20 protein-coding genes and 3 tRNA genes are annotated in these 17,099 nt (G+C 71.4%); 7 read left to right on the top strand and 16 right to left on the bottom strand.

What is annotated here, in order from left to right; genetic code table 11:
- Positions 1 to 79 precede the first annotated feature (79 nt).
- Complete coding sequence (locus ACZ6N8_RS05675; RefSeq protein ID WP_007073996.1) at positions 80 to 289, top strand: BldC family transcriptional regulator; 210 nt, start codon at positions 80 to 82, stop codon at positions 287 to 289.
- A gap of 66 nt (positions 290 to 355) precedes the next feature.
- Here ACZ6N8_RS05675 and ACZ6N8_RS05670 read toward each other — a convergent pair whose 3' ends face one another.
- A complete protein-coding gene (locus ACZ6N8_RS05670) occupies positions 356 to 745 on the bottom strand; it encodes a PPOX class F420-dependent oxidoreductase (RefSeq protein ID WP_466007811.1) in 390 nt (129 codons plus the stop codon).
- Between the two features lie 54 nt (positions 746 to 799).
- On the opposite strand from ACZ6N8_RS05670, the gene ACZ6N8_RS05665 reads away from it, so the two are divergent.
- Positions 800 to 1,579 (top strand): class I SAM-dependent methyltransferase, encoded by a 780-nt coding sequence (locus ACZ6N8_RS05665; RefSeq protein WP_387116787.1) that lies wholly within the window; start codon positions 800 to 802, stop codon positions 1,577 to 1,579.
- A gap of 50 nt (positions 1,580 to 1,629) precedes the next feature.
- On the opposite strand, the gene ACZ6N8_RS05660 is transcribed toward ACZ6N8_RS05665, so the two are convergent.
- Entirely contained in the window at positions 1,630 to 1,917 is a 288-nt protein-coding gene (locus tag ACZ6N8_RS05660) for a hypothetical protein (protein ID WP_030491406.1), read from the bottom strand.
- Positions 1,918 to 2,094: 177 nt separating this feature from the next.
- On the opposite strand from ACZ6N8_RS05660, the gene ACZ6N8_RS05655 reads away from it, so the two are divergent.
- Both ACZ6N8_RS05655 and ACZ6N8_RS05650 read left to right on the top strand, forming a co-directional pair.
- The gene (locus ACZ6N8_RS05655) at positions 2,095 to 2,952 is read left to right on the top strand and encodes a 3-hydroxyacyl-CoA dehydrogenase family protein (protein ID WP_387116784.1); all 858 of its coding nucleotides are present in this window, start codon (positions 2,095 to 2,097) and stop codon (positions 2,950 to 2,952) included.
- Positions 2,949 to 3,692, top strand: a complete 744-nt coding sequence (locus tag ACZ6N8_RS05650) for an enoyl-CoA hydratase/isomerase family protein (RefSeq protein WP_466007808.1) — start codon at positions 2,949 to 2,951, stop codon at positions 3,690 to 3,692. Before ACZ6N8_RS05655 ends, ACZ6N8_RS05650 begins: the two co-directional genes overlap by 4 nt.
- A gap of 62 nt (positions 3,693 to 3,754) precedes the next feature.
- Here ACZ6N8_RS05650 and ACZ6N8_RS05645 read toward each other — a convergent pair whose 3' ends face one another.
- On the bottom strand, positions 3,755 to 5,098 hold the full coding sequence (locus tag ACZ6N8_RS05645; protein WP_466007807.1) for an ABC transporter substrate-binding protein: 1,344 nt from the start codon (positions 5,096 to 5,098) through the stop codon (positions 3,755 to 3,757).
- 156 nt (positions 5,099 to 5,254) lie between these two features.
- Here ACZ6N8_RS05645 and ACZ6N8_RS05640 point away from each other — a divergent pair, with 156 nt between their 5' ends.
- Positions 5,255 to 5,644, top strand: a complete 390-nt coding sequence (locus tag ACZ6N8_RS05640; RefSeq protein WP_466007805.1) for a hypothetical protein — start codon at positions 5,255 to 5,257, stop codon at positions 5,642 to 5,644.
- Between the two features lie 57 nt (positions 5,645 to 5,701).
- Here ACZ6N8_RS05640 and ACZ6N8_RS05635 read toward each other — a convergent pair whose 3' ends face one another.
- Positions 5,702 to 6,142: a hypothetical protein gene (locus ACZ6N8_RS05635; RefSeq protein ID WP_466007803.1), complete on the bottom strand. Its 441-nt coding sequence runs from the start codon at positions 6,140 to 6,142 to the stop codon at positions 5,702 to 5,704.
- Between the two features lie 126 nt (positions 6,143 to 6,268).
- Between ACZ6N8_RS05635 and ACZ6N8_RS05630 the strand changes: the two genes are divergently transcribed.
- Positions 6,269 to 6,991 (top strand): DUF2786 domain-containing protein, encoded by a 723-nt coding sequence (locus ACZ6N8_RS05630; protein WP_466007801.1) that lies wholly within the window; start codon positions 6,269 to 6,271, stop codon positions 6,989 to 6,991.
- Positions 6,992 to 6,997: 6 nt separating this feature from the next.
- Here ACZ6N8_RS05630 and ACZ6N8_RS05625 read toward each other — a convergent pair whose 3' ends face one another.
- Positions 6,998 to 7,525, bottom strand: coding sequence for an SRPBCC family protein (locus ACZ6N8_RS05625; protein ID WP_466007800.1), 528 nt, complete (start codon positions 7,523 to 7,525; stop codon positions 6,998 to 7,000).
- A 164-nt stretch (positions 7,526 to 7,689) separates the two neighbouring features.
- On the opposite strand from ACZ6N8_RS05625, the gene ACZ6N8_RS05620 reads away from it, so the two are divergent.
- On the top strand, positions 7,690 to 8,727 hold the full coding sequence (locus ACZ6N8_RS05620; protein ID WP_466007798.1) for a hypothetical protein: 1,038 nt from the start codon (positions 7,690 to 7,692) through the stop codon (positions 8,725 to 8,727).
- A 55-nt stretch (positions 8,728 to 8,782) separates the two neighbouring features.
- Here the strand turns inward: ACZ6N8_RS05620 and ACZ6N8_RS05615 are convergent, their stop codons facing one another.
- The 11 genes from ACZ6N8_RS05615 to ACZ6N8_RS05565 all read right to left on the bottom strand — a co-directional run bounded on the left by ACZ6N8_RS05615 (position 8,783) and on the right by ACZ6N8_RS05565 (position 17,045).
- Positions 8,783 to 9,319: a hypothetical protein gene (locus ACZ6N8_RS05615; RefSeq protein ID WP_466007797.1), complete on the bottom strand. Its 537-nt coding sequence runs from the start codon at positions 9,317 to 9,319 to the stop codon at positions 8,783 to 8,785.
- Positions 9,316 to 10,053, bottom strand: a complete 738-nt coding sequence (locus tag ACZ6N8_RS05610) for a helix-turn-helix transcriptional regulator (RefSeq protein WP_466007795.1) — start codon at positions 10,051 to 10,053, stop codon at positions 9,316 to 9,318. Before ACZ6N8_RS05610 ends, ACZ6N8_RS05615 begins: the two co-directional genes overlap by 4 nt.
- A gap of 92 nt (positions 10,054 to 10,145) precedes the next feature.
- Positions 10,146 to 10,850: a hypothetical protein gene (locus tag ACZ6N8_RS05605; RefSeq protein ID WP_466007794.1), complete on the bottom strand. Its 705-nt coding sequence runs from the start codon at positions 10,848 to 10,850 to the stop codon at positions 10,146 to 10,148.
- Positions 10,851 to 11,469: 619 nt separating this feature from the next.
- Positions 11,470 to 11,543, bottom strand: a tRNA-Phe gene (locus ACZ6N8_RS05600).
- A 99-nt stretch (positions 11,544 to 11,642) separates the two neighbouring features.
- Positions 11,643 to 11,716: transfer RNA gene (locus ACZ6N8_RS05595), tRNA-Asp, on the bottom strand.
- 31 nt (positions 11,717 to 11,747) lie between these two features.
- A tRNA-Glu gene (locus tag ACZ6N8_RS05590) sits at positions 11,748 to 11,820 on the bottom strand.
- Positions 11,821 to 11,973: 153 nt separating this feature from the next.
- A complete protein-coding gene (locus ACZ6N8_RS05585; protein ID WP_466007792.1) occupies positions 11,974 to 12,768 on the bottom strand; it encodes a polysaccharide deacetylase family protein in 795 nt (264 codons plus the stop codon).
- 76 nt (positions 12,769 to 12,844) lie between these two features.
- The gene (locus tag ACZ6N8_RS05580; RefSeq protein ID WP_466008316.1) at positions 12,845 to 13,789 is read right to left on the bottom strand and encodes a MerR family transcriptional regulator; all 945 of its coding nucleotides are present in this window, start codon (positions 13,787 to 13,789) and stop codon (positions 12,845 to 12,847) included.
- On the bottom strand, positions 13,779 to 14,396 hold the full coding sequence (idi, locus tag ACZ6N8_RS05575; RefSeq protein WP_466007790.1) for an isopentenyl-diphosphate Delta-isomerase: 618 nt from the start codon (positions 14,394 to 14,396) through the stop codon (positions 13,779 to 13,781). The genes ACZ6N8_RS05580 and idi overlap by 11 nt, the downstream gene beginning before the upstream one ends.
- Positions 14,393 to 15,874, bottom strand: a complete 1,482-nt coding sequence (crtI, locus tag ACZ6N8_RS05570; protein ID WP_466007789.1) for a phytoene desaturase family protein — start codon at positions 15,872 to 15,874, stop codon at positions 14,393 to 14,395. The genes idi and crtI overlap by 4 nt, the downstream gene beginning before the upstream one ends.
- 28 nt (positions 15,875 to 15,902) lie before the next feature.
- The gene (locus ACZ6N8_RS05565) at positions 15,903 to 17,045 is read right to left on the bottom strand and encodes a polyprenyl synthetase family protein (RefSeq protein WP_466007788.1); all 1,143 of its coding nucleotides are present in this window, start codon (positions 17,043 to 17,045) and stop codon (positions 15,903 to 15,905) included.
- Positions 17,046 to 17,099: the final 54 nt, after the last annotated feature.

The raw sequence follows: 17,099 nt of genomic DNA, 5'->3' as shown, positions 1-17,099 counted from the left end.
TCGGGGACTAGCCGGACCATGGGAGACGCGTCGGCCGGCGGGACCCCGGCCGATGTCTATACATGTGGAGGAGTGACCGATGGCATCGCGAACGCACGAACCAGAGCCGCTACTCACACCGGCCGAGGTGGCGTCGATGTTCCGTGTCGACCCGAAGACGGTGACCCGGTGGGCCAAGGCCGGCAAGCTCAGCGCCATCCGCACCCTGGGTGGCCACCGTCGGTACCGCGAGTCGGAGGTCAGGGCGCTGTTGCAGGGCCAGATCCCGCAGCAGCGGCAGGGCGACTGACCCGGTAGGGGTTTCTTCGGAAAGGGGCGGTGGATCTCGATCCGCCGCCCCTTTCCGTGCCCGGGGTCAGCGCACCCCCTCGGTCAACGTGACCCGGATGCCGACCGTGCCACCCTCCCCGCGACGCAACCGACTGCCGAGCAGGCTCAGGCGGCCGATCAGCCGGTACTTGTGCTTGAGCAGATCGCGGATGCGACCGATGTCGCCATTGCCGCAGATCGTCGCGTGGGCCGGGACCTCCGCCCCGTGCGGACGACCCCGAACGTCGCACGGCGCCACAGTCACGTCGCCGCTGCGGCGGATCCGCTTCACCTTGCCCGAGTCGGCCCTGGTCCAGACCGCCAACGCGTCGCCGTCGCGTACCGCCCAGACCGGCGTCGGCACCGCCCGGCCGTCCTTGCGGAAGGTCGTGAGCAGGATGTACTTCTCGGCCGACAGCCGGTCCAGCGTGGTCACGCCGCCAGGATACGGCTGCCACGGGCCACTGAGTGGCCGGATAGCGTGAACGTCGTGACGGGCGAGCCTCAAATCGGTGACGTGATCGGTGAACTGCTGCGGGACACCCTCGCCGTGGCCACCGGGGTGGGTCCTCGACCGCTTGTCGGCGGCCGGCTGCCCCGACCGGTCATCGAGATCATCGAACGCGACGACGGGTTGATCAACGGCGCGCCGGCCGCGCACTACCTGGACGGGCCTGCCGACTGGCAGCCGTACGACCACCGGGCCGTGGACCGCGTCCGGGGCGAGACCCTGGACGTCGGCACCGGCGCCGGCCGGATCGCCCTTCTGCTCCAGGAGCGCGGCGTACCGGTGACCGGACTGGACACCTCGGCGGGCGCGCTTGAGGTGAGCCGGCGTCGCGGCGTGCGGCGGCTGGTGCACGGCACGGTGGACAGCCACGTCGCCGACGGCCAGCGGTACGACACGTTCCTGCTGCTCGGCAACAACCTCGGGCTCTTCGAGGGCCGACACCGGGCACCCGGGTTCCTGGCCGCGCTCGCCGCCCTGGCCCGGCCGGGGGCGCAGATCATCGCGCACGGCACCGACCCGTACGGCACCCGCGACCCGCTGCACACCGCCTACCACGAGCGCAACCGGCGGCGCGGTCGGCTCGGCGGCCAGCTCAGGCTGCGGCTGCGCTACCGCGAACTGGGCACCGAATGGTTCGACTACCTGGTCTGCTCGGCCGACGAGTTCGCCGGCCTGGTGCACGGCAGCGGATGGCGACTCACCGATGTGGACGACCGGGACGCCCCCTACTACCTCGCCACCCTGCGCCTCGCCGACTGAGGCGACGACCCCCCGCGCTCCGGGGCGGAGGCGGGGGGCCGTCGTACGTCTCAGACCTGGACGGTCGGGGGGAGCTGCTCGGGCGGGAGGCCGCCGTCGCCGTCGACCACCTCGTCCGGCTGGCCGTCCTCGTCGATGTCGACCATGGTGATGTCCACCTTGCCGTCACCGTCGGTGTCGAACTGGAACAGGTCGGCCTTGCCGTCGCCGTCGGTGTCCACCACCCACACGTCGGTCTTGCCGTCGTTGTTGGTGTCGGCGCGCAGCAACTCCACCCGCTCGTCGCCCCGGGTCTCCACGATCTCGGAGTCGGTGACGCTCTCCGGTGCCTGGCTCATGTCGGTGCGGTCCTTCCCTCGGTTGACCGTTGGTCAGTACCCGATCCCACGCTCCCCCACGCATGGGCCGGGTCCTCGCGCTGAATAGGGTCGCACCATGAGCGAGTGGAGCGGGCGGATCACCCGGGCCGGCGTGGCGGGGACCCCGCGCGCCGCCGGGCGGGACAGGGAGGCGTGATGAGCGATCGTTTCGTTGTCGTCGGTGCCGGCACGATGGGGCTGGGCATCGCGTACGTGGCGGCCGGTTCGGGGCACGCCGTGGAACTGGTCGAGGTGGACCCCGAGCGGGGCGCCGCCGCACTGAACCGGCTCGCCGACCTGTGGGAGCGGGCCGTGCAGCGCGGGAAGTTGAGCGCAGACGAGGCCGCCGCGAACCGGCAGCGGATCACGCTGCGGCAGAGCGTCGCCGACGTCGCGCCCGCCCCCGAGGTGATCGTCGAGGCGGTGCCCGAGCGGCTCGACCTCAAGCGCTCGGTGCTGCGTGCCGCCGCCGCGCTGGACCCGGCGTTGCTGGGCAGCAACACGTCGAGCATCCCCATCGGCGAGCTGGCCGCCGGGCTGGACGCACCCGAGCGCTTCCTCGGACTGCACTTCTTCAACCCGGTGTGGGCGATGGCCCTGCTGGAGATCGTGGTCGGCCCGGCCACCGCCGAGGAGACCACCGCCGCGGCCGTCGCGCTCGCCGGCCGGCTGGGCAAGGACCCCGTCGTGGTACGCGACATGCCCGGCTTCGCCACCTCCCGGCTCGGTGTCACCCTCGGGCTGGAGGCGATCCGGATGGTCGCCGACGAGGTGGCCAGCCCGGCCGACATCGACAAGGCAATGGTGCTCGGCTACCGGCACCCGATCGGCCCGCTGGAACTCACCGACCTCGTCGGCCTGGACGTGCGGCTGGACATCGCCCGCACCCTCCAGGCCGCGTACGGGGACCGGTTCGCCCCGCCGCCCCTGCTGGAGGAGATGGTGGCCGCCGGGCGCCTGGGCAAGAAGTCCGGGCACGGTTTCTACCGCTGGGAAGGCGGTGTCAAGCAGTGAGTGGTCTGCGGATCGAGGAACGGCCGGACCGGCTGGTGGTCACCCTGGACCGGCCGGAGAAGCGCAACGCCATCGACGCCGACCTGATCGCCGAGCTGCACCAGGTCTGCGCCGAGTTGGAGGCCCGGCCACGGCTGCTGCTGCTCACCGGCGGCACGGCGGGCATCTTCGCCGGTGGCGCGGACATCGGTGAACTCCGCGAACGGGGCCGCACCGACGCCCTCGCCGCGATCAACTCGGCGGCGTTCGCCCGGATCCGGGCACTGCCGATGCCGACCGTGGCAGCAGTGGACGGCCCGGCGTTGGGCGGCGGCGCGGAGCTGGCGTACGCCTGCGATCTGCGGGTGTGCACGGCGCGTGCGGTCTTCGGTCAGCCGGAGGTGCGGTTGGGCATCCTGGCCGGCGCCGGCGCGACCCACCGGCTGCCCGCCCTCGTGGGCGAGGGCCGGGCCAAGGAGCTGCTGTTCACCGGCCGGCGGGTGGACGCCGACGAGGCGCTGCGGATCGGCCTGGTGAACCGGGTGGTGGACGAGCCTGCCGAGCTGCTGGAGGTGGCGCACCTGCTGCTTGACGAGATCGCCCTGGGCTCGCCGCTGGCCCTGCGCCTGACCAAACTGGCGGTGGACGCGCCGGCCGCCGCGCATCCGCAACTCGACCTGGTCAGCCAGGCGGTGCTCTTCGAGGACGACGAGAAGCGCCGCCGGATGACCGAGTTTCTGGAGCGACGCCGTACGCGGTGACGCGTGGACGACGAAACGGCCGCACCGGGATGCCGGTGCGGCCGTTCGAGTGTGCGGAAGTGCTAGCTGCGGAACTGGACCCCGTTGTCGGCCAATCCGCGAATCACCTGCGCCGACTCACCGAAGCCGATGATCAGCACGGCGTCCGCGCCGAATTCCTTGATCTCCTTCGCGCCACCGCCGAAGTCGACAGGGGCCGCCTTCGCGTCGGCCGGTGGGTCGTAGGTCATCAGCTTGAGCCGGTCGTCGGGGATGCCGGCCTTCTCCAGTTCGTCACGGACGGTGGCCTGGAGGCCCTCGCCGTACGAGTCCTTGCGGGCGACGATGACGATCTTCTGCGATCCGTCGCGGAGGATCACGTCGGCAAGCGCCCGACCCTGGAGGCTGTCCGGCGGGGCGGTACGGAAGTAGAGGCCCTTGTCCTCGACGTCGGTGAGGCTGGCGTCGGTGTTGGACGGCGAGAAGAGGATCTTCCCGGCCTCGACCACGTCCGGCAGCACCTCCCGGGAGATGCCCGAGGCGCCCGCGCCGATGATCAGGCTGACGCCGTCCGCCACGTGCTTGGCCACTGTCGCCTTGGCCACCGTGGGGTTCGTGCCGTCGTCGCCGTCGATCCAGGTGACCGGCTTGCCGAGCGCGCCGCCAGCGGCGTTGATCTCCTTGATCGCCAGTGCCGCGCCGGCGGCCATCGGCGGGTAGGCGATCGACAGGTCACCGGTCTTGGGCAGCAGCCCACCCAGGATCAGCGGCTCCTGGTCGGGGTTGGCGCCCGGGCGCTGCTTCTTCGGCTTCGGTGGAGTCTTGGTGCTCGCCGCCGACTCGATGCCCGCCCCGACGAACTCGGTCTTGCCGTCGCTGATCTGCTGCCCGTCGAAGGTCAGCGTGGCGTAGCTCGCGGTGGCCGGCTCACCCTTGTCGGTGAAACCCGCCCGGGTCAGCGACACGCTGCGGTACTCGATGTCCTGACCGTTGCGCGCCAGCGCGAGACAGCTGGCCGGGTCCTCGCAGCGCTGGCCGTTGTTCGTCACGCCGACGATCTGCTTGGCGATGGCCGCCGGGTCGGTGCTGCCGGCCAACTGGGCGGCCAGCACCCCGATCACCACCGCGTCGTACGTCTCGGCGGAGTACAGGTAGTCCGTCAGCGCCGGATTGACGGACCGTAGCCGGCTCTTGAAGTCCTCGGGCAGAGGAGTGAGGGGCGTGGTTCCCTTCATCCCGTCGACGAGGTTCGCGCGTTCCTTCAACTCCGCTGGATAGGAGTTGAGCATGTTGCCGTCCGTGCCGTAGAGGCGCACCTGTTGGGCGCTTCCCTCGTTGGCCTTGTCATCCCCGCAAGCGCTTGTGGCGAGCAGGATCGTCGCGCAGGCAGCCAGTGTGGCCACCCGCGAGCGGCGTGATACGAGCATGGTCGTCCTTCCTCCGGCGAAGGTCCGCTGCGCACATTAGCGTGCCCAGCCCGGCGGCGGGACCGTGGAGGTGGCGTAAAGCGCAGGTCGCCCGCCTTGAACACGGAGAGTGACGAGTGTTGGGTGGCCTTGACCGTCCCTCGTACTGTGCGCTGCGTGACCGACCTACCACAGCAGACGTTCGACGACGCGGCCGCCGTGCTCAGTTCGGCGCTGGACGGGGACCAGGACGCGGTGGTGGGAGCGTTCGACGCGGTCGTCGACCGGGCCGGCCTGAGCGGCGCGTACGGGGTCGCCTGGTGCCTGGCCGCGACGATGGTCGGTGATCCGCCACCGGGCGGCGGAGCCGCGTTGGAGTTCCCGGGGATCGACCAGGCGGAGTACGACACCCGCTGGGTGGCCCGCTTCGTCAGCGCGTACGCCAACCGGGACGTACCCACCGGGGAGGCCCTGTTCGGCGCGGCAGTCGCGGACGGGCAGCTGCCCGACTGTCTGCTCACGCTCGCCGGCTCGACGATCGCCACGCTGCGCAGCCGCGCGGGGTGACGTGCGGCGGGCGCGGCGTCCGCCGGGGGGTCGGACGCCGCGCCGGGCGCGGGCGGCTCAGAACGCGTGGTACGCCACAAGCGGCTCGTACTCGTAGCGCAGGTTCTCGAAGCGGACCCGGAAGTTGACCCCGTCGCGGACGTTCGTCGCGACGGTTATCCAGCCCGAGTTGGCCGGCAGGTAGGTCCAGTAGTTACAGGCGCTCGTCTTGTCCACGAAGATCACGCAGGCGTCGGTGCCGTACGCGCTGGCGTTGCGGACGTTGATGTCCCGGCAGCGGGTTGTGGTGCGGTAGGTGCCGGCCTGGCCGCCGTAGCCGCCGGTCTGGAAGAACGACCGCACGGCACCGCCGTAGCAGGTGGCCTGGGTGGCGAAGAGGTTCGTCCCGGGGGCGGCGGGCGTGACCGGGGTGGTCTGCGCGGCCCGCGCCGGCGCACCGGTGGCGAGCAGTGCGGTGGCCGTGGCGACGGCGAGCAGGCGAGCGGTCGGGGATGACATGCGTTCCTCCGATGGTGGTGAGTTGACCGTCCGTATCGGACAGCCGAGCGGACCGTGACGATGATACGTATCGATCAATGCCCGCGCGGTCCCCGTTCTGTCCTGCCCGTGTGATAGCTCTGGAGCATGTCCGAGGTCATGCTCAGCAAGGTGCGCAAGCTGCTCGCCCAGGCGGAGGACCCGGCCTGCACGCCCGCCGAGTCGGCCGCGTTCACCGCCAAGGCCACCGACCTGATCGCCCGCTACGGAGTCGACCGGGCCCTGCTCGCCGCCCGTGACCCGGCCACCGACCCGGTCGGCGACCGGGTGCTGGACATCGTCGCCCCGTACGCCCGCGACAAGGTAGGGCTGCTCGCCGCGGTCGCCGAGCCGCTGCGCTGCCGGTGCGTACGCCGCCGGCAGGGCAACGGGTTCGCGCTGCACCTGTTCGGCTTCGCCAGCGACCTGGAACGCGTCGACCTGCTCTTCACCTCACTGCTCGTGCAGGCGGCGCACGGCCTGGCGGCCACGCCGGTGCCGGCTGACGACCACCCGGCCGCCTTCCGCCGCTCGTGGCTGGCCGGCTTCGCGGAGGTCATCGGAGGCCGGCTCCGGGCGGCCGAGACGGCGGCGGCCGAGACGGCGGCGGTCAGCGGATCGGGCACCCCGTCGGTGGCGCTGGTGCTCGCCGACCGCTCCGATCGGGTGCAACGACGGCTCGCCGAGCAGTACCCGCGACTGCGTACCGCACCGCCGCGCCGGCTGGCCGGCACCGGCTTCAGCTCCGGGGCCGAGGCCGGCAGTCGCGCCGACCTGGGCGGTCGGAACCTCAACGGCAGCTCCGCCGTCGCCCGGCGGCTCGGCCGCTGACAGCTGTCAGGCGGACGTCTCGGGGTGCCGGCGCGACACCGAGGCGAGGTAGCGGCTCAGCAACTCGTGCCAGCCGGCGGTGAGCGCCTTGCGGTACCCCTCGGCGGCCTCGCCGTGCCTGTCGAAGTGCCTGTGCTCCAGCTCGACGCGGGTCTGTTCGGCCCCCTCCGGGAGGAACAGCACCTCCACCTCACTCGCCCGGGCCGGATCCGGTACGGGAACCCGGTCCGGGCCGATCTGCCACGCGAAGACCAGCCGGCGGGGCGGATCCCAGGTGAGCACCCGGCCCCAGTCGGACCGGAAACCGTACGGGCCGATCTCGTAGAGCATCCCGCCGGCCCGCGGCTCCATGCCCAGCTCGGCCAGGGACTCCGGGCCCGACCAGGTGTACTCGGTGACCCACCAGTCAGTCAGCTCGTCGGTGAACACGGCGAACGCGTGCTCGGCGGAGCCGGGGACGAGGAGGCTGCACCGTAAGGAGAACCGCTCCGCGTCCTGCCGGATGTCGGCCGGATCAGTCATCTCCTGTCCCATAGGCCCGGACCATACCGGCTGATGCCCGCGTGTGCAGCTTTCGGGCCGGCCGGTTCTCGACAGTCGGTCGCTGGGCCGTCACCGACGGGATGTACCGCCGGAAAGCGGGTAACCGCGCCGGACGACCCGGACGACCGGGTAGGTGTGCGGCGGGGCGGGAGATCATGAGCGAGAGCACGCAGCAGCAGAAGCCGGACCGGGACGTCGGCGACAAGGACCCGGACGTCCTGCTGGACATTCCGAGGGTGTCGGTCGACTCGATCCGGCTGGCGGTCGACGGGCTGGACGCCGACCTCTCCCTGCGGGCACGGCTGGCCAATCTGCTCCAGATCGACGCGGGCGTACGGATGCACCTGCGCGGTGTCGAGCTGGACATCAACGGGGTGCACGCCGAGGCGCAACTGCGGGTGCGGTTGGAGCAGCTGGTGACGGTCCTGGGCCGGGCGCTCGACACGATCGACAACAACCCGCAGATCATCGAGATGCTCGCCCGGTCGGCCGGCACGGCAATCGACGACGTGAGCCGCAGCGAACACCAGTTGACCAGGGCCGCCGAGGTGGCCGCGTCGGCCCGGCGCTCCGCCTCCGTACTCGACGAACCCGGCCGGCGCGTGGGTGCTGTCGCCGACCAGGCCGCGTCCATGTCCGGACGACCGGCGCCGGCGACCGGTGGTCCCGGCCCGCGTGTCGGTGGCCCGGGTCCGGCCGAACAGGTACGACCGGATGCCGGCGCCGCCGCCAGGCCCGGCGCTGCGGCGACCGGTGCTGCCTCCAGGCCCGGCGGTCCGGAGGGGCCGCGACCGGGATCCGCCGGTCCGGACGATCGCGGCCCGGCCCCGGGCGGGGCGCAGGGTCGTGGCCCCGGCGGTGCGGAGGGATCGGGGTCCGGCGCGGAGGGACGACAGCCAGAGGGGCAGGGTGGGGGACGACAGCCGACCGGTGCGGGTGCAAGCGCTCAGCGGCCCGGGCAGCCGCCGTCCGGCGAGTCCCGCGACCGACCCGGCGCAACGTCCGCTACCGGGACCGGGTCGTCCGGCAACGGTGACGATGGTCAGGGCGGTGGCCTGGCCGGTGGGGCGCACACGGCGGCGCAGCTCGCCGAGCAGGCGGGGGAGACCCTGTGGCAGGCCGGACGCAGCGTGTGGGAGGCGATCCAGGGCGGCGTGGCGCAGCGCCGCCAGCAGGGACACCGAGATCAGTGATCGAATTCGGCGCTGACGTGGCACCCGGGGACGCCCTGTGCGAGCTCCCGGACAGCTACTCGGCCTCGGCGGAACCCCTCACCGTCGAGACGCCGCGCTTCTTGCTCCAGGCCGTACTGGGCGTGTCCTTGCCCTGGTGGAGCAAGCCCAGGGTGATGGGCTCCAGGCCGATGCGCATCGACAGCGAGTGCAGCCCCTCACGAATGAACGGCATGACAACGAAGAAGGCGACCTGGTCCATGAACTTCCGCATGAGCAGCCGGTCTGGCCTGCCGCCCTCCGCCAGCGAGAAGGTGGCGACGATCTGCATCTGTATCGAGGCGACCTCCTCATCGTCGGTCGGCGACGACAGCGGCGCATCGACGGTGAATCGGGTGTCGAACCCATCGCCTCGATAGCGGAAGGCGCTGATGACCTTGAGATTGAGCTCGCCCACCTCGACGGGACTCTCCGTCAACAGTTCGGCATGCCATTTGGTCACTCGTACGTCCAGCAGGTCCGTGCGGGCGACAAGGTCCCTGAGGGCATCCTCAGAGTCGACAGCTGGCGAGGACTCGACGAGAGCGGCCTCAACCTCAGGCGCATTGCTCACGTTAATTCCTCAACCTGTTCCTGCCCGGGGGAAACCTCGATGTATGAAGCCGCGTCCTGGTGCGGATACCTGGCTACCCAGGACGACCAGTCGTCGCCCATCTTGATCGCCCAATGCATGTGACCCTTTGCGCGTGAGGCGAGGATCTCCTCGTCGAGTTGCTCCAGGAGCACGTGAAAGTGTTCGCCCCGTTCGGCCGGCGGTCGTACGCTGCGTTCGTACGACGCGGCGGCCTCCCACTCGTCATCGATGGGCTGCTTCACCTTCAAAAGATGGGCGTTCAGCTCCGCGATCTGCTGAGCCGAGAGGTGCTGCTCATCTTCGCCGATGTGGTAGTGCTCCTGCACCCAGGAGTTGACCGCGAACCACTGCCACACCTTCGACTTGCCGTTTCCGATCGTCCCGAGCGGACGCGGGAAACCACCCGGACCGCGCAGCCCCTCGGCCCACAGCCGCACAGCCTCCCGCGATACGCCGAGTCGATGAGCGATGTCAGATGTGGAAACCAACTCCTGATCGGCATCCAATACCTCCGCGCCGGGCAGCGCGTGAGTTATCCGGCGGGCCGCCGCCAGGGCGGTGGCGACCGGATTGGTGGCCGATGTGTGCAAGGTTGCCACCACGCCACCGTCGCGCTCCGACCAGGCCAGATCGGAAAGATGCTCGCCCAGCAGCTCAAGGGTGCCGTCGTCGTCCAGATTCACGCCGCTGACACGAAGGGGGATACGGATCATGAGCCTCTCCCACCTGCTCGTCCTCTGAGCTCTAGCATAGGGCCGGTGTTGCCATCTGCCAACACCCTACGTCAAGCAATCGCTTCGGTGCGTCACCTATCGGGTAAACGTGCTCGAAGGGACCGAATGGTAGTACGGATCTCCCGTACCCGCCTCTTCAGACCGCGCACCTCGACCGACTCGGTCTCCTGCCTGAGGGAATCCTTGACCTGCAGGGCCGACTCATCGGCCAGCTCCAATAGCTGGCCGGGCTCCCTCAATGGTGTGGCCGCCTCGCCCAGAGACTCCTCGGCGGCCGCACCCGCCGCCTGGGCGGCTTCCTCCATGTCGAAGGCTGCCGTCAGTAGTTCGTCCACTTCGGACGCCGCGTCGCCGGCCTCGGCCAACAACTGCTCCGCCCTGTCGAACAGTGCCGCGGCGTCCTGCTCGTACGTCGATCGTTCGAGGAGCGCCGCCGCCCCTCGGCAGAGGGCTTCGACCTTGTCGAGCTGGGCGGCGGCCTCGGCCACCACGCCGACAACCACTCCGGTGTTGTGGGGACACCTGCGGACCAGACGTTCGAATTCGCGTGCCGCCGACTCGCCGCCGCCCCCGGTGGAGAACACGATGTACTTGCAGGCGTTGGCCCGGTCGTCGGGCGGCTGGCAGAAGGCGGTGCCGTGGATGTGCCCGGAGCCTCCAGCCTTCCGGTACCACCAGCCGGCGGCGCGCGCGTAGGCGAGAGCCCGGTCGAACCAGGGCTTCGAGTGGTGCCAGGGGTCGGATGGGCTCAGCCACTTTGGTCCGCTCCCCGACATGCATCCCCCTTGCAGGCGACGAGTCCGCCATCGTCACGGCACCGACACTCTAGGTGATTTTGCCATAGCTGACCGTCAAGCCATAGGGCGCGGGAGTGGTGCGGCACGGCCCTCTGCTCGGAGAAGGACGCGCCCGGCTGCGGACCGCTCGCGAAGGACGCGTCCCGTCCGGACGAACCGGGCACCGTGCGGCTTCAGTCGGTATGGCGCAGGGCTGCGCTGTCGCTCATGACCGCGTCGATTCCACCCCCTGTCCACCCCCGGGGCACTCCTCTGGAGGGGCGTAGGCGCGAATGGTGCCGTTGTGCCGCGCAGCTCTTCCGTCGGCGCTGAGGGCTACGACGCGTTTGCAGACGGGGCACCGGCCCCGCTCCTGCTGCGAGCGCTCAGTCACCCTGCCTCCCCGGGTGGGTCGGTGGTGCACGACTTCAGTGCCATCCGCCCATCGTTGCCGATCGTGGCTCGGAAGCGGGACCACAGAAGGTGCCAGGTGCGGCCGTGGGGGCCAGGAGAGGTCAGCCGCGAGCAACGCCGCTAGCTGCCCGATGAGGGGCGAAAAGCAAGATCCCCACCTGCGTTTCCGCTGGTGGGGACCTCTGTAGCCCGGCGAAAGGCTATGTGGCCAGGGGCGGGGTCGAACCGCCGACCTTCCGATTTTCAGTCGGACGCTCGTACCAACTGAGCTACCTGGCCGTGTCGCTCGGCTCATGCTACCCGCCGACCGGACGAACCGTTGGCAGGGTCACACGCTCCGATACGCAGAACGCCGCGCGAGGCGCGGCGTCGGCGCTGCGGTCCTGACGGGACTTGAACCCGCGACCTCCGCCTTGACAGGGCGGCGAGCACTCCAACTGCTCCACAGGACCTAGCTTGTGTTGCTCCGGCTTGCGCCGGTCGTGCCCCCAACGGGATTCGAACCCGTGCTACCGCCTTGAAAGGGCGGCGTCCTGGGCCGCTAGACGATGAGGGCGGCCCCGCCATCATTGCACACTCGCAACTTCAAGCGGACTTGCTCCCATCCGGCCCCGCCGGAGGCTTGGAAAGCATACGTGATGCCCGGTCGGTCGACAAAATCGGTATCGGTGCACCCCTGAGGTGGCGCATTTGCGCAGGTCAGAGGCGTTCAGCGCAGTCGGGCGACGCCGAAGCGGTGCTTCAGGTCGGCGATCAGGTGCGGGCAGGCGGCCAGCGTCGCGGCCCGGTCGCCGCCGCCGTCGTGCAGCAGCACGATGGAACCGGGACGTGCGGCGTTGTGGACCCGTTTGGCGATCGTGGCGGCGGTCGGCTTGTCCCAGTCCTGCGGGTCGACGGCCCAGTGCAGCGGAAGCATCCCCAGTTCCTTCGCCACGCCCAGAACCTCAGACGTCCACCTGCCGCCCGGCTGCCGGTAGAAGGCCACCGGGGCACCCGGAGCGGCCGCCTGGATGGCCCTGTTGGTGCGGACCAGGTCGGCGCGGATCTCGGCGACCGGCCGCCGGGCGAGGTCCAGGTCGTGCCGCCAACTGTGGTTGCAGAGCTGGTGACCCTCCCGGACGATCCGCCGGACCAGCTCCGGGTGGCGTTGCGCCTCGCGGCCGACCACGCAGAAGGTGGCCGTGACCCGGGCGGCGCGCAGCTGGTCGAGGACCTTCGGCGTCCAGGCCGGGCTGGGGCCGTCGTCGAAGGTCAGGGCGACCGGGCGTACGCCAGTGTTGCGTCGCAGCCCGGCGGGGAGCTTGGCCGGCAGCGGACGCAGTTGGGGCTTCGGCGGCTTGGCGCGGGTCGGACTCGGCTTCGGTGTGGGGGTGGGGGTGGGCGGCATGGTCGACTGCACCGGCAGCGGTGCGCCGACGGGTGCGATGGTGCCGTCCGGCTGGGCGCAGCCGGACAAGACCAGCGCCATGGCGAGGACGGACGCCAGGACAGCGCGGGCTTGCATCTGCTCGCTCCCGGAGGGGTTCGGGGTAGGCGGACTCCCCGACGCTAGTGGACGCTCCGCGAGTGGGACAGGGCGGTCATCCCTCGGTGGACTGGTCCAGCGAGTCGCGGACAGCCACGGAGAGTGATACCGCCTCGGCGAGGTCGACGGGCCGGACCACCCCGGCGGGCAGGGTGTCGGCCCTCCAGCCGGGGCCGGCGGCGAGTACGAGCAGTGGCCGGCGGGGTGCGGCGAGCACCGCACTGAGCTGGGCCGGGTCGGCGGTGGCCCGGATGTGCGACCAGAGCACGACGGCGGCGGGGCCGGTCCGGGTGACCGCCTCCACGAGGGCGGCGACCGGCACCCGGGCGCCGAGCATGCGGTAGCTCACCCCGGCCTCGGCCAGGGCGGCGGCCAGCGCCTCGAGGGGAAGTGTGTGCTGCTCCTCGTCCGCGCAGGAGAGCAGGATGCGGGCCGGCCCGGTGGGCACCTTGGCCCGGCTGGCCGCCGAGAGCGCCTCCGACACGCAGCGGGAGACCAGGTGTTCCACCTCGATCAGCGCCCCTGTGGCGGCGTGCCGTTCGCCGATTCCGGCGAGTACGGGACGCAGCAGGCCCTCCCAGGCGGCGACGACGCCGCTGGCGGCCACGGTGTGCGCGATCGTCTCACTTATCGCCGCCGCGTCCAGCCGCATGGCGGCGCGGGCCAGCCCGCGGGCGGCCGGGCCGGCGCGACCCACCGGGATGCTTCCGCCGCCGTCCCGCGTGTGCGGGCGGATGCGGGTGTGCACGATCACGTCGGGGGTCACCGGGTCGGGTGCCTGCCGGGCCCAGCGGGCGGCCTCGGCGGGGCTGACCCCCTCGGCGGTGAGCCGACGCATGATCTCCAGGCGGGCCAGGTCGGCCGGTGTGTACCGGCGGTGGTGGCCCGGGATGTGTTCGCTCGGCCCGAGCCCGTAGCGCTGATGCCAGGTGCGCAGCGTGGTGACCGCGACCCCCAACCGGCGTGCGACGGCGCCCGCGCTCAGCGCCTCATCGGCCACCCGACCGCTCCGCCGCGTCATCCGCCGACGATCCGGCCGGGGTCACGGCCGGGCCGGACGCGCCGGACGTCGGCCCCGGGGGGCGCAACAGGCGGCTCACCACCCCGCCCAGCCAGGGCGCGTACGACCGGGGGTCCCTGTCGAGTTCGGCCTCCAGGGCGACGGGATCGGCCCAGCGCAGCTCGGCCACCTCTTCCGGGTCGGGTCGCAGCGGTGCCGCCGGCCGGAACTCGCCGCGCAGTACGTGGTCGTACTCGAATTCGACCCGACCGGTGGCCGGGTCCTCGGCGTAGTAGACGTAGACGCCGACCTCGGTCAGCTCGACCGGGCCCGCGCCCAGCTCCTCGCTCAGCCGTCGGTTGGCCGCCTCGGCGAGGGATTCGCCCGGGCGGGGATGGCCGCAGCAGGAGTTCGCCCAGCGCAGCGGAAACCGCGTCTTGACGGCGGCCCGGCGCTGGAGCAGCACCTGGCCGTCCGGGTCGACGAGCATCACGGAGAACGCGCGGTGCAGTTGACCTGGTGGTTGGTGGGCGTTCGCGACGCTCGTCTCGCCGTGGGCCGTGCCGACGTCGTCGACCAGCTCGACGAGGTGCTCCTCGCGGCTCATCTGCCCTCCCCGGTGATTCGGCCGGCCGCCAGCTTGCCGGAGATCAACACCATCGGCACACCGACCCCGGGCTGGGTGCCGGAGCCGACGAACACCACGTTCGACAGGTCGCGGTGCAGGTTCGACGGGCGGAACGGGCCGGTCTGGAAGAGGGTGTGCGCGGCGGCGAACGGGGTGCCCGCGGCCATCCCCTGCTCCGCCCACTCGGCGGGAGTGATCGCCCGCAACACCTCGACGCCGTCGCCGAAGCCGACGTAGCCGCGCTCCTCCAGGGTGCCGATCAGCTGGTCGCCGTAGCGCTGGGTCAGGTCGCCGCGCCACTCGAAGGGCGCCCGGTCGAGGTTGGGCACCGGGGCGAGCACGTAGTAGGTGTGCCGGTCCGGTGGCGCCACCGACGGGTCGGTGCGGCTGGGGTTGGTGACCAGCAGCGACGGGTCGGTCATCAGCTCGCCCCGGCGGATGACCTCATCGAAGGTGCCCTTCCACGCGCGTCCGAAATGGATGTTGTGGTGGGCGATCTTCGCATATCCCTGCCGGGAACCGATGTGCAGGACGACGCAGGACGGCGAGTAGGTGAGGCGACGTGCCGGTGCGGCGGGGAGCAGGTCCCGGTAGGCGACAGGCAGGTCGGGGTTGAGCACCACCACGTCCGCCGGCACCAGTTCGCCGTCGGCGGTGAGGACGCCTGTGGCACGACCGTTGGCGGTCTCCACCCGGGTCACTGTGGTGTCGTACCTGATCTGCACGCCGTGCTTCTCGGCGGCGCCGGCCATCGCCCGGGAGACGGCGTGGATGCCGCCGCGCGGGAAGTAGACGCCGGCGACCGAGTCGAGGTACGCGATGACTGCGTAGATGGCGAGCGCGTCGTGCGGGGCCAGACCTGCGTACATGGCCTGGAAGGAGAAGATCCGCTGGGTACGCGGGTCCCGGAAGAACTGGTTGATCTTTGTCTGGAGACGACGGAACGCGCCGCCGGTGAGCAGCTTGAGGAGGTTGCCGGTGATCAGGTCGGTCGGCGCGTCCAGGTTGCGCTCGATGAAGTCGGCCCGCTCCAGGCGCCACAGCTCCCTGGCGTAGTCGACGAAGCGCAGGTAGCCGTCGGCCTCACGCGGGCCGCAGACCCGGGAGATCTCGGCCGCCATCCGGGTGGTGTCGGTGAGCACGTCGAGGGTCGACCCGTCGGGGTAGTACGCCCGGTAGGCCGGATCGAGGGGGGTCAGGTCGAGCCAGTCCCGCAGCTCCTCGCCGACCGCGCCGAGCGCCTCGGCGATGAGGTCGGGCATGGTGAGCACGGTGGGGCCGGTGTCGAACTCGTAGCCGTCCACCGCGAGCCGTCCGGCCCGCCCGCCGGGCACCGGCTCACGTTCCAGCACAGTCACCTGGCGTCCGCTGCCGGCCAGGTGCAGCGCGCAGGCGAGCCCGCCCAGCCCCGCGCCGACGACCACCACGCGGTCCGTCCGTCCTGTCACCGTCCGCACGTGACCCCCTCCTTGGGAAAATCGCTCATCAGGCCCGCCGATTGGTGGCGGCGGTGGCCAGGCCGGTAAGCGCGGTCCGCGCCGTCCGGTCCACCGGAGCGGCGTCGAGCGCGGCGAGCGCGTCTCCGACCCGCTCGGCGATCATCCGCTCGACCCGCGCCGCGGCGCCGGTCTCGGCGACCAGCTCGGCGAGCCGCTCGACAGGCCCCGCCTGGGCCTGCTCCAGGGCCGTGAGCTGCGCCGGCGTGGCCAACTGCCGGGCCAGCATGAGCAGTGCGGTCGGCTTGCCGGTGCGCAGGTCGTCACCGGCCGGCTTGCCGGTGGCGGCCGGGTCGCCGTAGACACCGAGCAGGTCGTCGCGGAGCTGGAACGCCTCGCCGACGGCCAGGCCGTAGCGGGTGTACGCGTCGGCGAGCGCCGCGTCGGCGGGCACCCCGGCCAGGCAGGCACCGAAGAGCAGCGGTCGTTGCACGGTGTAGCTGGCGGTCTTGTAGCGCGCCACCCGCAGGGCCCGCTCGACCGACCAGTTGGTCGGGTCGTTCTCGCCGAGCACGTCGAGATACTGCCCGGCGACGGTGTCGACGCGCATCTGGTCGTAGCAGCGGCGGACCTCGAACAGCCTGCCCGGCGCGACAGTGGCCTGCGCCAGGAGCCGGTCGGCCCAGACCATGCAGAGGTCGCCGATGAGCACGGCGACCGCCTCGCCGAACCGGCCGGGGTCGCCCCGGTGGCCGGCGGCGATGTGCTGCTCGGCGAGCGCCACGTGTGCGGTGGGCCGGCCGCGCCGGGTGGTGGAGGCGTCCATCACGTCGTCGTGGACAAGCGCGAAGGTGTGCAGCAGTTCGAGAGCGGCGAGCGCGGGCAGCACCGGCGCCAGCGGCTCGCCGCCGCCTACCGCGCCGCGCCAGCCCCAGTAGGCGAAGGTGGGCCGGATCCGCTTGCCTCCGGAGAGGACGGCGTCGCGGGCGGCGGCAGCGAAACCGCCCATCCCTGCGTCGATCTCGTCGAGGGTGTCGACCTCGGTGGTGAGGAAGGTCGCGAGTGTGTCGTCCACCGCGGTGATCAGGTCATTGGTGTACGCGGCCAGTACGGCACGGACCGGATCGTCCCCGTCGCCGGGCCGTGTTGGCGCCATGCGGAGCGCGTTGTCCGCAACTGCGTCGTTGGCCATGTGTGCGAGCGTACCCTAGGGTGATGAGTTGCGTCGATTGGTGCGTCGATATTT

The sequence above is a fragment of the Micromonospora sp. NPDC047521 genome, from assembly GCF_055587305.1.
Note: the sequence above shows the minus strand (reverse complement) of the source record. Positions and strands in the feature narration are given on the sequence as shown.

Excerpts from the sequence above, each read along its gene's own strand:
- ACZ6N8_RS05620 (WP_466007798.1), top strand. The coding sequence starts at position 7,690 with ATGAGCGAGAGCACGCAGCAGCAGAAGCCGGACCGGGACGTCGGCGAC.
- ACZ6N8_RS05655 (WP_387116784.1), top strand. The coding sequence starts at position 2,095 with ATGAGCGATCGTTTCGTTGTCGTCGGTGCCGGCACGATGGGGCTGGGC.
- ACZ6N8_RS05660 (WP_030491406.1), bottom strand. The coding sequence starts at position 1,917 with ATGAGCCAGGCACCGGAGAGCGTCACCGACTCCGAGATCGTGGAGACC.
- ACZ6N8_RS05610 (WP_466007795.1), bottom strand. The coding sequence starts at position 10,053 with ATGATCCGTATCCCCCTTCGTGTCAGCGGCGTGAATCTGGACGACGAC.
- ACZ6N8_RS05565 (WP_466007788.1), bottom strand. The coding sequence starts at position 17,045 with ATGGCCAACGACGCAGTTGCGGACAACGCGCTCCGCATGGCGCCAACA.
- idi (WP_466007790.1), bottom strand. The coding sequence starts at position 14,396 with ATGAGCCGCGAGGAGCACCTCGTCGAGCTGGTCGACGACGTCGGCACG.
- ACZ6N8_RS05675 (WP_007073996.1), top strand. The coding sequence starts at position 80 with ATGGCATCGCGAACGCACGAACCAGAGCCGCTACTCACACCGGCCGAG.
- ACZ6N8_RS05635 (WP_466007803.1), bottom strand. The coding sequence starts at position 6,142 with ATGTCATCCCCGACCGCTCGCCTGCTCGCCGTCGCCACGGCCACCGCA.
- ACZ6N8_RS05605 (WP_466007794.1), bottom strand. The coding sequence starts at position 10,850 with ATGTCGGGGAGCGGACCAAAGTGGCTGAGCCCATCCGACCCCTGGCAC.
- ACZ6N8_RS05625 (WP_466007800.1), bottom strand. The coding sequence starts at position 7,525 with ATGGGACAGGAGATGACTGATCCGGCCGACATCCGGCAGGACGCGGAG.
- ACZ6N8_RS05645 (WP_466007807.1), bottom strand. The coding sequence starts at position 5,098 with ATGCTCGTATCACGCCGCTCGCGGGTGGCCACACTGGCTGCCTGCGCG.
- ACZ6N8_RS05585 (WP_466007792.1), bottom strand. The coding sequence starts at position 12,768 with ATGCAAGCCCGCGCTGTCCTGGCGTCCGTCCTCGCCATGGCGCTGGTC.
- ACZ6N8_RS05630 (WP_466007801.1), top strand. The coding sequence starts at position 6,269 with ATGTCCGAGGTCATGCTCAGCAAGGTGCGCAAGCTGCTCGCCCAGGCG.